The 13287-nt window shown below is 60.8% G+C and carries 11 protein-coding genes; 8 read left to right on the plus strand and 3 right to left on the minus strand.

Annotated elements, in window-relative coordinates; all coding sequences use genetic code 11:
- Positions 1-52: 52 nt before the first annotated feature.
- Both AC2TAD_RS06615 and AC2TAD_RS06620 read right to left on the minus strand, forming a co-directional pair.
- Positions 53-1144, minus strand: a complete 1092-nt coding sequence (locus AC2TAD_RS06615; RefSeq protein WP_480866715.1) for an aromatic ring-hydroxylating oxygenase subunit alpha — start codon at positions 1142-1144, stop codon at positions 53-55.
- The gene (locus tag AC2TAD_RS06620) at positions 1141-2028 is read right to left on the minus strand and encodes a MurR/RpiR family transcriptional regulator (protein ID WP_480866717.1); all 888 of its coding nucleotides are present in this window, start codon (positions 2026-2028) and stop codon (positions 1141-1143) included. The genes AC2TAD_RS06615 and AC2TAD_RS06620 overlap by 4 nt, the downstream gene beginning before the upstream one ends.
- Before the next feature lie 68 nt (positions 2029-2096).
- Here AC2TAD_RS06620 and AC2TAD_RS06625 point away from each other — a divergent pair, with 68 nt between their 5' ends.
- The 7 genes from AC2TAD_RS06625 (at position 2097) to AC2TAD_RS06655 (ending at position 10911) form a co-directional block, all read left to right on the plus strand.
- Positions 2097-4553: an FAD-dependent oxidoreductase gene (locus tag AC2TAD_RS06625; RefSeq protein ID WP_480866718.1), complete on the plus strand. Its 2457-nt coding sequence runs from the start codon at positions 2097-2099 to the stop codon at positions 4551-4553.
- The gene (locus AC2TAD_RS06630; protein ID WP_480866719.1) at positions 4550-5632 is read left to right on the plus strand and encodes an alcohol dehydrogenase family protein; all 1083 of its coding nucleotides are present in this window, start codon (positions 4550-4552) and stop codon (positions 5630-5632) included. The genes AC2TAD_RS06625 and AC2TAD_RS06630 overlap by 4 nt, the downstream gene beginning before the upstream one ends.
- A complete protein-coding gene (locus AC2TAD_RS06635) occupies positions 5629-6204 on the plus strand; it encodes a dimethylsulfonioproprionate lyase family protein (protein ID WP_480866721.1) in 576 nt (191 codons plus the stop codon). Before AC2TAD_RS06630 ends, AC2TAD_RS06635 begins: the two co-directional genes overlap by 4 nt.
- Positions 6201-7307, plus strand: a complete 1107-nt coding sequence (locus AC2TAD_RS06640; protein WP_480866723.1) for a mandelate racemase/muconate lactonizing enzyme family protein — start codon at positions 6201-6203, stop codon at positions 7305-7307. Before AC2TAD_RS06635 ends, AC2TAD_RS06640 begins: the two co-directional genes overlap by 4 nt.
- On the plus strand, positions 7304-8419 hold the full coding sequence (locus tag AC2TAD_RS06645; RefSeq protein WP_480866724.1) for a mandelate racemase/muconate lactonizing enzyme family protein: 1116 nt from the start codon (positions 7304-7306) through the stop codon (positions 8417-8419). The genes AC2TAD_RS06640 and AC2TAD_RS06645 overlap by 4 nt, the downstream gene beginning before the upstream one ends.
- A gap of 109 nt (positions 8420-8528) precedes the next feature.
- Positions 8529-9632 (plus strand): mandelate racemase/muconate lactonizing enzyme family protein, encoded by a 1104-nt coding sequence (locus tag AC2TAD_RS06650; protein WP_480866726.1) that lies wholly within the window; start codon positions 8529-8531, stop codon positions 9630-9632.
- A 1-nt stretch (position 9633) separates the two neighbouring features.
- A complete protein-coding gene (locus AC2TAD_RS06655) occupies positions 9634-10911 on the plus strand; it encodes an aspartate aminotransferase family protein (RefSeq protein ID WP_480866727.1) in 1278 nt (425 codons plus the stop codon).
- Positions 10912-11140: 229 nt separating this feature from the next.
- On the opposite strand, the gene hemC is transcribed toward AC2TAD_RS06655, so the two are convergent.
- Positions 11141-12100: a hydroxymethylbilane synthase gene (gene hemC, locus AC2TAD_RS06660; RefSeq protein WP_480866729.1), complete on the minus strand. Its 960-nt coding sequence runs from the start codon at positions 12098-12100 to the stop codon at positions 11141-11143.
- A 106-nt stretch (positions 12101-12206) separates the two neighbouring features.
- On the opposite strand from hemC, the gene hemE reads away from it, so the two are divergent.
- Positions 12207-13241 (plus strand): uroporphyrinogen decarboxylase, encoded by a 1035-nt coding sequence (gene hemE / locus AC2TAD_RS06665; protein WP_480866731.1) that lies wholly within the window; start codon positions 12207-12209, stop codon positions 13239-13241.
- The last annotated feature ends 46 nt before the right edge of the window (positions 13242-13287 follow it).

The following is a 13287-nucleotide window of genomic DNA, read 5'->3' on the forward strand; positions in this document are numbered from 1 at the left end:
GCTAAGCGTCGGGCCAAGAAAATTCGACCTATTTTCCTAGCCTTTAGGCAGGTCAGCCATCAATGGCGTCGCGCATCCATTGTTGCAACCGTGCGATTGAATGTTCGGACATAACCCCACAGCCGGGATCCAGCACCAGCGGTCCGGGGCGATAGCCGCGGGATTTCAGGCCGCGGTGGACGGATTCGACCAGACGGATATCCTCTTCGACCGTTGTCTCGCGGTCTTGCACGGCCAGTTGGCGGATGACGGCGCTTTCCGATCCGCCCTCGGTATACCATCCGCGCCAGACGTTGCAGTGATCGGCGTCATTCGCGCGCCAGTGATAGGTGTTCAATACGTTACCCGGATAGCACTGGAACGAGAACATTGGCCACAGGAACCACGACTGGTAGTCGCCCGCATGAGGCACGGACATGTCGATGGGGTAGGTCATCTTGTCGAGGCTCTGACACTCGGTCGTATGACGTAGGACATAGCCGCCGCTGGCGTCGGCCTGAATGTCATAGGTCTCGGGCTTGACGACGCCTTCGGCAAAAGTCGGGTGGTTGGTCGGGCAGTGATAGCATTCCGAGTAATTCTCGATACTGACCTTCCAGTTGCAGTTTTCCGGGATTTCCACCCATTCCAGCGGTTCCAGGTCGTCGATATGCGGCACAAACGCACGGATTTCCTCGCGCACGCCGGGATACCAATCGTCCATGGGGGCTGCATCATCGTCGAGGTTGACGAAGATGAAACCGTTGAACACTTCGGTCCGGACCGAGGTCAGGCAGATCGCGCTGCGGTCGAAACCGGGAACGGATTTGATATTCGGGCCGGCCCGCAAATGACCTGTCAGCTCATAGGTCCATGAGTGATACGGGCAGACGACCACGCGGGTATTGCCCGCGCCACTGACCATCTCATGCGCGCGGTGTTGGCACACATTGTAAAATGTGCGGATTTCCCCGTCGCGACCCCGAATGCAGAACAAGTTCTGGCCTGCGATTTCAAACGCGAAGTAATCTCCCGGTTCGCGCACCTGCGCCACGTGACCGGCAAATTGCCATGTTCGGGCCAGAAGCCCCTGCATTTCCTGCGCGAAAATCGCGGGGTCTGTATAGTATCGCGCGTCCAGTGAGTGGGTCAGGGGGGCGTTCATTCGGGCTCCTCCGCGTAGAGGCCAAGTTGGTGTCTGCGTTGATGAAACCGCTCCACCCGCTCGACGATTTCGTCGCTGGAGACGGCCACCACAAAGGACAGCAGCGTTTCCAGCAAGGCGATGGTCGAGACGGAGGAGGGGAAGAATTGCGGTGTATCAGCTGCCACGACAAAGCCGTGCTGCGCGTTCAGAATGACCGGGCTGGCCGGGCTGTCCGATATACCCACGACGGTCAGGCCCTGTTGCCGGGCCAGCTTGATCGCATCGATCACCTCGATCCGGTAGGGGTGGCAGGTGATGGCGATCAGCACGTCCTGTTCATCGGCCCAGGCCAGATCGTCGACCGGAGTTGATCCGGGACGGGGGATGGCGTGGAATTGCTTCATCCCCGTCGAGGCCAGATAGGTGAAATTGCGCGCGTTCGAGTTGTTGACGCCCACGCCCAGCGTGAAAATCTGGCGGCAATTCCAGATATCTTCAGCCGCCGCTTGCAGGCGCTCGGCGTCGATCCCGGCGAAGGTGTCTTCGATATTTCGGATCGCGGCGCCAATCATGTCAGCATAGAGCCCGCCCAATTCTCCGAACTTGCCAATGTCCTGCAACCAGCGCGCGCGGTCCGGAAACGACGCGGTGCCGCGCCGAATCGCGTCGCGAAACGGGGCGCGGAAATCCTCGTACCCTTCGAACCCCACTTGCCGCGCCATGCGGACAAAAGTGTTGGGCTTCACCTTGGCGGCTTCGGCGATTTCGCGCACGGTCGAAACCCCAACATCCGTGGGGTTTTCCAGCACATAGCGTGCAGCCTTTTGCGCCTCGGGCGTCAGCGCCTCCCATTCCTCCGTAAGGCGGTCGAGAACGATTGATGATACATTTGTGTCATTCATGATTGACGATGGTACAAATGTGGAATTAGCCTGTCGAGCAGAAAAGCGACTCGGGAAGAGGAAATGTCATGTCCGAGAAGAAATTGCCCACCCACGCTCGCGTAGTCATCGTCGGAGGCGGCGTCATGGGGGTCGGTCTGGCCTATCATCTGGCGCATGAAGGTTGGGGCGAAGATACCGTCCTGCTAGAAAAGGCCGAGCTGACCAGCGGCAGCACGTGGCACGCGGCGGGCCAGATCACGCATTCGACCTCAAGCTTTGGTCTGGGCAAATGCGTGGACTACAATATCGGTCTCTATTCCGGCGCGTTGGAGGCTGAAACCGGCCAGCCGGTCACATGGCACGGCTGCGGCTCGTTCCGCTTGGCTTATACCGAGGATGAGATGGACTGGCTGCGCCACACCTTGTCGGTGGGCCGCTCGCTGGGGTTCAACATCGAACTGGTCGGTCCTGAGAAGGTGGCCGAACTGCATCCGTTCTACAATCTCGACGGTGTGTTGGGTGCGCTGCACACGCCGGATGACGGGCATGTGGACCCGACAAATGTGACCATGGCGATGGCGACGGGCGCGCGCCAAAAGGGCGTGCAAATCTTCCGCAACTGCCGCGCGACGAACATCACGCAGGCCGAGAATGGCGAGTGGGTGGTTGAAACTGAGATGGGTACCATCACCTGCGAGCATGTGGTGAACGCAGGCGGCACCTATGCCCGCCAGATGGGCGAATGGTCCGGTCTACAACTGCCGATGACCTCGATGACCCACCATTATTTCGTGACCGAGCCGGTGCCCGAGTTCCAGAATCTGGACACGGAATTGCCGGTGATCCGCGACGACCGCAAGGTCTCGGGTTATATCCGGATGGAGCAACAGCGCGGGCTGATCGGGATTTACGAGAAAGAGAACCCGAACTCGGTCTGGCATGATCACTGCCCGTGGGAATACGAAAACTGGCTGTTCGACGCGGATTACGACCGTGTGATGCCGTGGCTTGAGGAAAGCCTGAACCGTATGCCGATCTTTGCCGAACTGGGCATTCAGCGTGACGTGCACGGCGCGATCTCGCACCCGCCGGACGGCAACCCGTTGATCGGGCCTGCGCCGGGTGTGCAGAACTACTGGTGCTGCTGCGGTACGCAGATCGGCATTGGCTGGGGGCCGGGTCTGACCCGCGAACTGGCACGCTGGATGGTGCATGGGGCGGCCGATATCTCGATGCGCGAATTCGACCCGCGCCGGTTCGGCAGCTATGCCACGAAGGACTGGCAGGTGATCAAGGCCGTGGAAGATTACTGCCTGCGCCACGAAATCCCCTTTCCGCATTTCAACCGTCTCGAAGGGCGTCCGATCAAGCCATCGCCGCTCTATGAGCTGCTGAAATCCAAGGGCGCGGTGCATGAGGAAGTCTATGGGTTCGAGCGCCCCCGCTGGTTCACCCGCGATGGGGTGGAACAGCGCGACCACTATTCCTTCCGCCGTACCCCAGCCGACGACATGGTGGCCGCCGAGGTCAAGGCGGTGCGCGAACGCGTGGGCATCATGGATGTGACGGCCTTTACCAAGGTCGAGGTTTCGGGGCCGGATGCCTACGCCCTACTGGATCGGCTGACGGCCAACCGGATGCCGCAAAAAGTGGGCTCGATCACGCTGACCCATATGCTGAACCGCCGGGGCCGGATCGAGTTGGAGACCACGATTGTCCGCATGGCTGAAGATCGCTTCTATCTGGTATGCGCCGCGTTCTTCGAACAGCGCTTGCTGGATCACCTGACGCAACAGCGGGCGGATGAGGATGTTCAGATTACCGCCCTCTCGTCCGATTGGTCAGCCTTGTCGCTGAACGGTCCCCGATCGCGGGACGTACTGGCGCGCTGCACCGATGCCGATTTGACCAATGTCGGGTTCCGCTGGTTGTCCGCGCAGGAAATCACAATCGCAGGCCACAAGGTCTGGGCGTTCCGCATGTCCTATGCCGGGGAACTGGGCTGGGAGTTGCACATGTCCAACGCCGCTTGCCTCGACGTTTACAACGCACTTTGGGGTGCGGGTGAGCCGCATGGCATCGCCGACTACGGCAGCTTTGCCATGAACGTGATGCGGATGGAGAAAGGCTTCAAAGGCGCGGGTGAACTAACCAATGAAGTCACATTGGCCGAGGCGGACGTGCTGCGCTTTGCGCGCACCGACAAGGAGTATCTGGGCAAGGACATGACCCTGAACACCGACCTTCCGTGGATTTGCGCCTATCTGGAAATCGAACCGGATGGTGAGATCGACGGCCATGGCGGTGAGGCAGTGATGCTGAATGGTCGCGTGGTCGGCTCGACCGCTTCAGTGGTCTATGGGGATACCGTCGGCAAGATCCTCGCCTTTGCCTACATCAAGCCCGAGGCCGCCACGCCCGGCACCGCATTGCAGGTCGTGATCCACGGTCAATCCCGTGCAGCGCGAGTGCTGGGCGAACCGGCCTATGATCCGCAAAGCCTGCTGCCACGAACCGACGCTGTACTGGAGGCCGCGCAATGATCTTGCCTGATAGAATGAAAGCTATGGTCACGATGGGCCATGGCGGTCTAGAGCAGATGGTGCTTCACCCAGACTGGCCTCGCCCCGAACCTGGGGCTCATGAAGTATTGATCAAGGTCGCCGCCTGCGGTCTGAACAACACGGACGTCAATACGCGGTCGGGCTGGTATTCCAAGACAGTCACCGACGCGACCACCGGCGGCGCGTTTGATGAGGTGGGTGAGGAAGACCCCACCTGGGGCGGCAACCCGATCACCTTCCCGCGCATCCAGGGGGCGGATATCTGTGGCTATATCGTAGCCGTGGGTGCAGGTGTCGACCCCGCCCGTATCGGTCAGCGCGTAATCACCGACGGCTGGTTGCGCAACCCGGATGATCCCGGAAACAAGGACAAAACCGGCTACTACGGCTCGGAACGGGACGGAGGGTTTGCCGAATATGCCACCACTCTGGCCGTGAATGCAGTGCCGATTACCTCTGATTTGTCGGATGCGGAGTTGGCGACGTTTTCTTGCTCCTACTCAACCGCCGAAGGGATGCTGACCCGCGCCAATGTCGCCGAGAAAGACACGGTTCTGGTGCCCGGAGCCTCGGGTGGTGTCGGCGGCGCATTGGTGCAATTGGCCAAACGGCGTGGCGCGCGCGTTATCGCAATGGCGTCCGAGGCGAAACATGCCGACGTCGCCCAGCTTGGTCCTGACATGATCCTGCCGCGCGCACCGGAAAACCTGCGTGCCGCGTTGGGCGGTGAAAAGATCACGGTGGTCGCAGATGTGGTCGGCGGCCCCTACTGGCCGACCCTGGTCGACATCCTCGAACGCGGCGGACGCTATACCTGCTCCGGAGCCATCGCGGGCCCGATGGTTGAGTTCGACTTGCGCACCTTCTATCTGCGCGACCTGACCTTCACCGGCTCTACCGTGATTGATCCGCAAGTCATGCAGAACCTCGTGAAATATATCGAGGCGGGTGAGATCAAACCGGCTCTTGCAGCCACATACCCGCTTGAGGAGTTGCGCGAGGCGCAGGCGGCTTTCATCGCCAAGCAGCACACCGGCAATATCGTGGTGATCCCATGACTTTGGATGATGTGCTGAACGCCGCGCGACAGCTGCACCAAACGCATCCTGATCTGGCTGCGTTCGGTGATTGGCCAGATGATCTGTGCGCCGTTGACGTGTCGCCAAACGCGATCCCGGCGGTTCCTCTCGTGCAGGCGATCCAGTCCGATGTGGGGCCGACCCAAGCCCTTACGAAGGCGATCTGCGCAACCGCGCATCTCGCCGATTGGAAGCTGACTTACACCGAAGACGAAGTCGGTGCCGACTTCCTGAACCGTTTTGGCTATTATGAACTGTTCGGTCCCACGGGCCATTTCCACTCGACAAAGCTGCGCGGTTACGTGGCCTTTTGGGGTGAGGGGTTGGCCTATAATTGGCACAGCCATCAGGCCGAAGAACTGTACCTCATCGCCGCCGGCCGTGCGAGGTTTCACGTCGCTGGCAATGACGCCGAACTAACACCCAACCAAACTCGTCTGCACACCAGTTGGCAAAGCCACGCCATGACGACCACCGACAGCCCCATCCTGACCTACGTGTTGTGGCGCGGCGAAGGGCTGGACGCCTTGCCCCGGATGGACGCCGCATGAAAATCACTCGAATCCGTATCTATCAGACCGGGCTGCCCTATGTCGGCGGGGCCTATGTTTGGGGTGCGGGCAACGCGATTCAGACGGCCATCGCCTCGGTTGTAGTGATCGACACCGATGCCGGGCTGCAGGGCTGTGGAGAATTCACGCCCTGCGGCGAGAATTACATGGTTGCGCATTCTCAGGGCGTTCCTGCTTTGGCCGGTCTGGTCGCCCCATCTCTGCTGGGCGAGGATCCACGGCAGGTTGGGCGGATCGAACAGATGATGGACCATCTGGTGCAGTGGCACGGCTATGCCAAGGCTCCGTTCGACGCGGCGTGCTGGGATATTCTGGGGCAGGCCTGCGCGCAGCCCGTCTGGATGTTGCTGGGCGGCAAGCTGACGGACGGTGCCCCGATGTATCGGGTGGCACCGCAGAAACCGGTCGATGAAACCGTGGACGAGATGAACACCTATCGTGATCAGGGATACCGTCAGTTCCAGATCAAGGTGGGCGTAGATTGGACCACGGATATCGACCGCATCAGGGCCACGGTCCCTTTGCTGCAACCGGGTGAGATCGCCATGGCCGACGCCAATCAGGGCTGGCGCGTGGATAACGCGATCCGAGTGGCTCGGGCGACGCGCGACCTGGACTTTATCCTCGAACAACCCTGCAGAACGTACGAGGAATGCCAACAGGTCCGCCGCGTGGCCGAACAGCCGATGAAGCTGGATGAATGCCTGACCGGAATGCACATGGCGCAGCGGATCGTCGCGGACCGGGGGGCCGAGATCTGCTGCCTGAAGCTTTCCAATCTCGGCGGGCTCAGCAAGGCTCGGCGGGTGCGCGATTTTCTGATTGAAAACCGTATTCCAGTGGTGGCCGAGGATACATGGGGCGGTGAAATCACCACTGCCACCGTCGCCCATTTTGCCGCCTCTACGCCCGAGGAATACCTGCAAAACACCACAGACCTGATGAACTACAACACCCGCTCGACCGGATGCGGCGGGGCTGTGTCGCGAAACGGCAAGCTCTACGCGCCAGATGCGCCAGGTTTAGGTGTCACCCCTGATTTCAAAAGCCTCGGCGCGCCCGTGGCAGAGTACGCGCTATGAAGATCAAAACCATCACCGTCTACCAAATCGACCTGCCGCTCGAACATCCCTATTGGCTGTCTGGCGGGCGTCTGAAATTCGAAACGCTGGACGCAACGCTGGTTAAGATCGAAACCGATACTGGCTTGATCGGCTGGGGCGAGGGCACGCCCTGGGGCCATACCTATGTGCCGGCCCACGGTCCGGGTATCCGTTCGGGAATCGAGACCATGGCCATGTTTATTCTGGGCCTGGATCCGCGCCGCGTGCTTGATGTGGAACGCGCCATGGATACGGCGCTGCCCGGCCACCTCTATGCCAAAAGTCCGATCGACATGGCCTGTTGGGACATCGCCGGGCAAGCAGCGGGCCTGCCAATTGCTGATCTGATGGGCGGCGGTTCCCGCACCCCACGCCCGATTGCCTCGTCCGTCGGTGCCAAAACCGCTGAAGAAACGCGCGAGGTGATGACCCGCTACCGCGACCGTGGTTACATCGCCCATTCGGTCAAAATCGGCGGAGACGTCGAACGCGACATAGCCCGCGTTCAAGATGTTGAAAGCTTCCGCCGCCCCGGCGAGATTGTTCTTTATGACGTGAACCGGGGCTGGACTCGCCAACAGGCGCTGCGCGTGATGAAAGCCTGCGAGCCTTTGCAGGTGATCTTCGAACAACCCTGCGAATCCCTCGACGACATCGCCGCCATCTCGGGTCGCCACGCCTCACCCGTCTCAGTGGACGAAAGCCTCGTCACCCTGCAAGACGCCACCCGCATCGCGCGCCATGGTCTGGCCGAGGTCTTTGGCATCAAGCTAAACCGTGTCGGCGGCCTTACTAAGGCAGCCCGAATGCGTGATATCGCGCTGGCCCACGGGATCGACATGTTCGTCATGGCCACCGGAGGCACCGTTCTTGCCGATACCGAAGCCCTGCATCTGGCCGCCACCATCCCCGATCAGAACTGCCATGCCGTCTGGGCCTGCCAGGATATGATCACCGTCGACATCGCCAACGGTCGCGGTCCCCGTAACAATAACGGACACCTCCACCTGCCGGAAACCCCGGGCCTTGGCGTCCACCCCGACGAAGATACCCTCGGTCCCCCAATCGCAACCTACGAGGCCCCGCGATGATCCGCCCCTTCATCTGGCTAGAAATATCTCGGGGTGTGAATTGGCCGAAGGCCAAGAGAGGGGCTGGCCCCTCTGACTGCACAACATCAACACCCCAAGGACGGCCTGAATGAAAATCACCGCCATCACCCTCTGGTCCGTCGACCTCACCAGCCACGAAACCTACCACATGGCCGAGGGCAAAACCTGCGCCACCGTCAAAACCCATGTGCTTTGCCTTGAAACCGATACTGGCCTTAAAGGATGGGGCGAGATCTGCCCGATTCCCCACTATCTGCCCGCCTATGCCGATGGCGTCCCAGCGGCGATCACCGAAATGGCCCCGGAAATCCTCGGAATGTCGCCCTTCGGGGCCGATGCCCCGATGCGCAAGCTCGACGGGTTTCTACAGGGCCACCGCTACGCAAAATCGGCCGTCGATCTTGCCCTATGGGACCTGTTCGGCCAGGCCACAGGCCAGCCGGTCTATGCGCTGTTGGGTGGGCGCACGCGCAAGGACATGCCGCTCTATCACTCGATCACCTGCATAGACCCCGATGAGATGGCCCGCATCGCGCAGGCCGCCTATCAGACCGGTATTCGCCAGTTTCAGGTCAAGCTGGGGGTCGAAGCCGACTGGCAGGCCGATGCCGAACGCTTGACCAAAGTGCGCGAAGCTGTGGGTCCAGGCCCCATCGTTTACGGAGACTGGAACTGCGGCGCATCGCGCCTGCAGGCCACACGCACGGGCCGCGCCGTGGCGCATTTGGATGTGATGCTGGAACAGCCCTGCAAAACGCTGGAGGATTGCGCCGCCGTGCGGCAAGCCACCGGCCTGCCGATGAAGATCGACGAAAACGCACATGATCTCGCCTCGCTGCTGCGCGCGCATGAATTGGGCTGCATGGATGCGGTTGCGTTGAAATTGTCCAAGTTCGGCGGTCTGTCGGCTATGCGCCGCGCGCGCGATCTGACAGTGCATCTGGGGGCCGAGATCTGCGCCGAATGCACATGGGGATCCGATATCGTCACCGCCGCCGCGTTGCATTTCGCGGCTTCGACCCCGCATGGCTCGTTGATGAACACCTGCGATCTGTCCTCATACGTGGGCCCGCGTCTCTGCCCGGATGCCCCCAGCCGCAAAGACGGTCGCATCGCCCCGCCCGAAGGCCCCGGTCTGGGCGTGACGCCTGCCCTGGAAACCCTTGGTTCCCCGATATTGGAGATCGCCTGAGATGCTCAAGATCAACACCCAATCCGAATGGATCACCCGCGCCAACGCCGCCTTGCCCGCCGGGGGATTTGGCAATTTCGACCCCGGCATCATCATCGCCCGTGGCGAAGGCAGTCGCGTCTGGGATGAGGACGGCACGGAATATATAGACTATCTGATCGGCTCCGGACCGATGTTGTTGGGCCACGGCCACCCCGAGGTGATGGAGGCGGTGCTGGAACAACTGCCCAAGGGCATGACTTTTTTCGCCAACAACGCCAAAGGCATCGAACTGGCCGAGGCAATCATCGACGCCGTGCCGTGTTGCGAACAGGTGCGCTTTGTCGCCTCGGGTGGCGAGGCCGACATGTACGCCATCCGCTTGGCCCGCGCCTATACCGGGCGCGACAAGATCCTGAAGTTCGAGGGCGGCTATCACGGCATGAGCGCCGAGGCGCAGATGAGCCTCGCCCCCAGCCGCCATGTGAACTTCCCACAGGCGGTGCCCGACAGCGCCGGCATCCCGGCGGGCGTGGCCGAGCAGATGCTGATCGCACCGTACAATGACCTTGAGGCCGTTGCGGCGCTGTTGGACGAACATGACGATATCGCCGCGATTATGGTCGAGCCGCTGCAACGGATCATTCCGCCAATGCCCGGATATCTGCAAGGGCTGCGCGACCTGTGCGACAAACACAATGTCCTGCTGATCTTTGACGAGATCGTGACCGGTTTCCGCCTCGCTTATGGCGGCGCGCAAGAGAAATACGGCGTGACGCCCGATATCTGCACGCTGGGCAAGATTACCGGTGGTGGCTTCCCTCTGGCCGCGCTGGGCGCAAGCACCGAGATCATGAAGCATTTCGACAAGGCGCAGGTCGGCGAAGACGGCTGGCTGATGCAACTGGGCACATTGTCGGGCAATCCGGTTGCCTCTGCCGCAGGGTTGAAAACGATGGAAATCCTACGCCGTGAAGGTACCTATGAGCGTCTGAGGGCCACAGGGTCCGCGTTGCAACAGATGCAGGTTGATGCGCTGACAGCGGCCGGTATCCCGCATCAGGTTTGTGGCGATGAAACTCTGTTTGATATCTATTTCACCGATGCCCAGTGTCGCGATTATCGCAGCTCTCGGCACGATGACCCCCGACGCAACGTGGATTACAACAACAGCTTACGGGCGAGTGGCATCTTTAAATCGCCCGGAAAGCTCTACCCTTCCCTTGCGGTAACTGACACGGATATTGAAATGACAAGGGAAGCGGTCAATACGGCGGTCGAGTTGATTGCCAATAGATGACCGCACGCTGCGCAAAAAAGGGACGGGCCGCTGTCAAATCAATGACAACGGCCCTAACTGATCGGATCTCAGGATCGGGTCTCACCCCCTCGAACACCACTTAAAACGGTACAGACTTACAAAACTTTCGACTTATTTGAGACCGAGCCGACTTCACAACCGGTATGCAAGCGTTATGCCTGACTCATCAGGCGACGGCAGTGAAGTAGTTCACATTGCGTGAATTTTTTTAGTTTCGCCAATCGAAGAATCCGACGCCCGCCTGTGTAAGCAGGGTTTTAGCAACTGTGCGGCCCATGTCGACGCCGTCTTCAATCGATCCTACAACGTCTTCGGTGATCGCCTCAGACCCATCCGGGCGCAATACCTCGCCCTTCAGGTGAAGCTGACCCCCATTGATCTCAGCCAGACCCGCGATTGGCGTTTCGCAGGAGCCGTCCAACGCGGCCAGCAATGCGCGTTCGGCGGCCAAACGCTGCCCTGTTTCAATGTGGTGAATCGCTTCCAGCATACCCGCAGCACGGGAATCGTCGCTACGGCGTTCGATGCCAATGGTGCCCTGTGCGATGGCGGGCAGCATGTCCTCGGGTGCAATGGCGGTGGCGGGGACGTCTTCCATGTTCAGGCGGCGGATGCCGGCCATGGCCAGAAAGGTACAATCGGCCACGCCGTCCGCCAGTTTCTTCAGCCGCGTCTGCACGTTGCCTCGGAATTCCACTACGTTCAGGTCAGGCCGACGATTCAACAGCTGCGCCCGGCGGCGCAGGGATGAGGTGCCGACGGTGGCACCCCGCGGCAGGTCGTGAATTGATTTCAGGCTGGGCGAGATGAACGCGTCGCGCACATCTTCACGCGGCAGGAAGGTGTCCAGCACCAGACCTGCGGGCTGCTCCACCGGCATATCTTTGGTGGAATGCACCGCGATGTCTATATCGCCGCGCAGCATCGCCTCTTCGATCTCCTTGGTGAACAGGCCCTTGTTGCCGATTTCTTTCAGAGGGCGGTCTGCGTCGATCATGGCGCGGTTGTCGCCGGTGGTCTTGATGACCACGATCTCGAACGCCTCTTCGGGCAGATCGAACGCCGCTGCCAGCCGCTGCCGGGTTTCATAGGCTTGCGCCAGCGCCAGAGGCGATCCTCGGGAGCCGATCTTTAAAGGTTGGGCGGGGGAGGGCAGGGTCAATGTCATGGCCTCAGCTTTAATCGCGTCACATTGCCCTGACAATGGGGGCAGAGCTTGACAAATTGCCACTGAGGGCCGACCCGTGGCGCAAACCAGATGATTGGGGGCAAAGATGGCCGAGACAAAGAAGATACTGCGCGCATTGGCAGGTGAAGTGCAGGATGTGCCGCCGATCTGGATGATGCGCCAGGCCGGGCGGTATCTGCCCGAATATCGCGCGACGCGGGCGCAGGCGGGGGATTTCCTGTCGTTGTGCTATAACCCCGAGCTGGCGGCCGAAGTCACATTGCAGCCGATCCGTCGCTATGGGTTCGACGCGGCGATCCTGTTTGCCGATATCTTGTTGGTGCCGCAGGCGCTGGGTGCGGATTTGTGGTTTGTCACCGGTGAAGGCCCGCGCCTGTCGACCATAACCCAACAGGCCGAGTTTGACGCGTTGAAGCCCGTGGATGCGATTCACGAGACTTTATCGCCGGTCTATGAAACCGTGCGAATCCTATCGCGGGAATTGCCGTCCGAGACGACTCTGATCGGTTTCGCGGGCGCGCCCTGGACGGTGGCCACCTATATGATCGCCGGGCGCGGCACGCCGGATCAGGGCCCGGCCCATGCGCTGCGCGAGGGCAATGTGGCGTTGTTCGAGGCCCTGCTGGATCGGATTACGCTGGCGACGATCGAATATCTGTCGGCCCAGATCGAGGCCGGAGCCGAGGTGGTCAAGATCTTTGACAGCTGGGCCGGGTCCCTGAAGGGCGAGGCATTCCAGAAATATGCGGTCGAGCCGTGCCGTGTGATCACTCAGGCCATCAAAGAACGTCATCCCGGAATTCCGGTCATCGGTTTCCCGCGCGAGGCCGGAGAGGGCTATGTTGGGTTTGCCAAGGCGACTGGTGTGGATTGTGTGGCGCTGGACAATTCGGTCGCGCCGGATTGGGCGGCGGCCAATGTGCAGGTGGATGGTTGTGTGCAGGGCAATTTGGCCTCGTCCCATATGGTGACGGGCGGTCAGGCTTTGGTGGATGAGACGCGGAAGATCGTTGAGGCATTTTCCAAGGGGCCGCACATTTTCAATCTGGGTCATGGGATCACGCCGGATGCGGATCCTGAGAATGTGCAGCTGATGATTGACACGGTGCGCGCGCGTTAAGTTGGGTGGAAGGGGGCCAGCCCCCTTCTTGGCCTGCGGCCAATTC

Source organism: Ruegeria sp. HKCCD7628 (assembly GCF_057221005.1).

Coding starts and splice junctions, on each gene's coding strand:
- AC2TAD_RS06615 (WP_480866715.1), bottom strand. CDS start 1,144: ATGAACGCCCCCCTGACCCACTCACTGGACGCGCGATACTATACAGAC.
- AC2TAD_RS06620 (WP_480866717.1), bottom strand. CDS start 2,028: ATGAATGACACAAATGTATCATCAATCGTTCTCGACCGCCTTACGGAG.
- AC2TAD_RS06625 (WP_480866718.1), top strand. CDS start 2,097: ATGTCCGAGAAGAAATTGCCCACCCACGCTCGCGTAGTCATCGTCGGA.
- AC2TAD_RS06630 (WP_480866719.1), top strand. CDS start 4,550: ATGATCTTGCCTGATAGAATGAAAGCTATGGTCACGATGGGCCATGGC.
- AC2TAD_RS06635 (WP_480866721.1), top strand. CDS start 5,629: ATGACTTTGGATGATGTGCTGAACGCCGCGCGACAGCTGCACCAAACG.
- AC2TAD_RS06640 (WP_480866723.1), top strand. CDS start 6,201: ATGAAAATCACTCGAATCCGTATCTATCAGACCGGGCTGCCCTATGTC.
- AC2TAD_RS06645 (WP_480866724.1), top strand. CDS start 7,304: ATGAAGATCAAAACCATCACCGTCTACCAAATCGACCTGCCGCTCGAA.
- AC2TAD_RS06650 (WP_480866726.1), top strand. CDS start 8,529: ATGAAAATCACCGCCATCACCCTCTGGTCCGTCGACCTCACCAGCCAC.
- AC2TAD_RS06655 (WP_480866727.1), top strand. CDS start 9,634: ATGCTCAAGATCAACACCCAATCCGAATGGATCACCCGCGCCAACGCC.
- hemC (WP_480866729.1), bottom strand. CDS start 12,100: ATGACATTGACCCTGCCCTCCCCCGCCCAACCTTTAAAGATCGGCTCC.
- hemE (WP_480866731.1), top strand. CDS start 12,207: ATGGCCGAGACAAAGAAGATACTGCGCGCATTGGCAGGTGAAGTGCAG.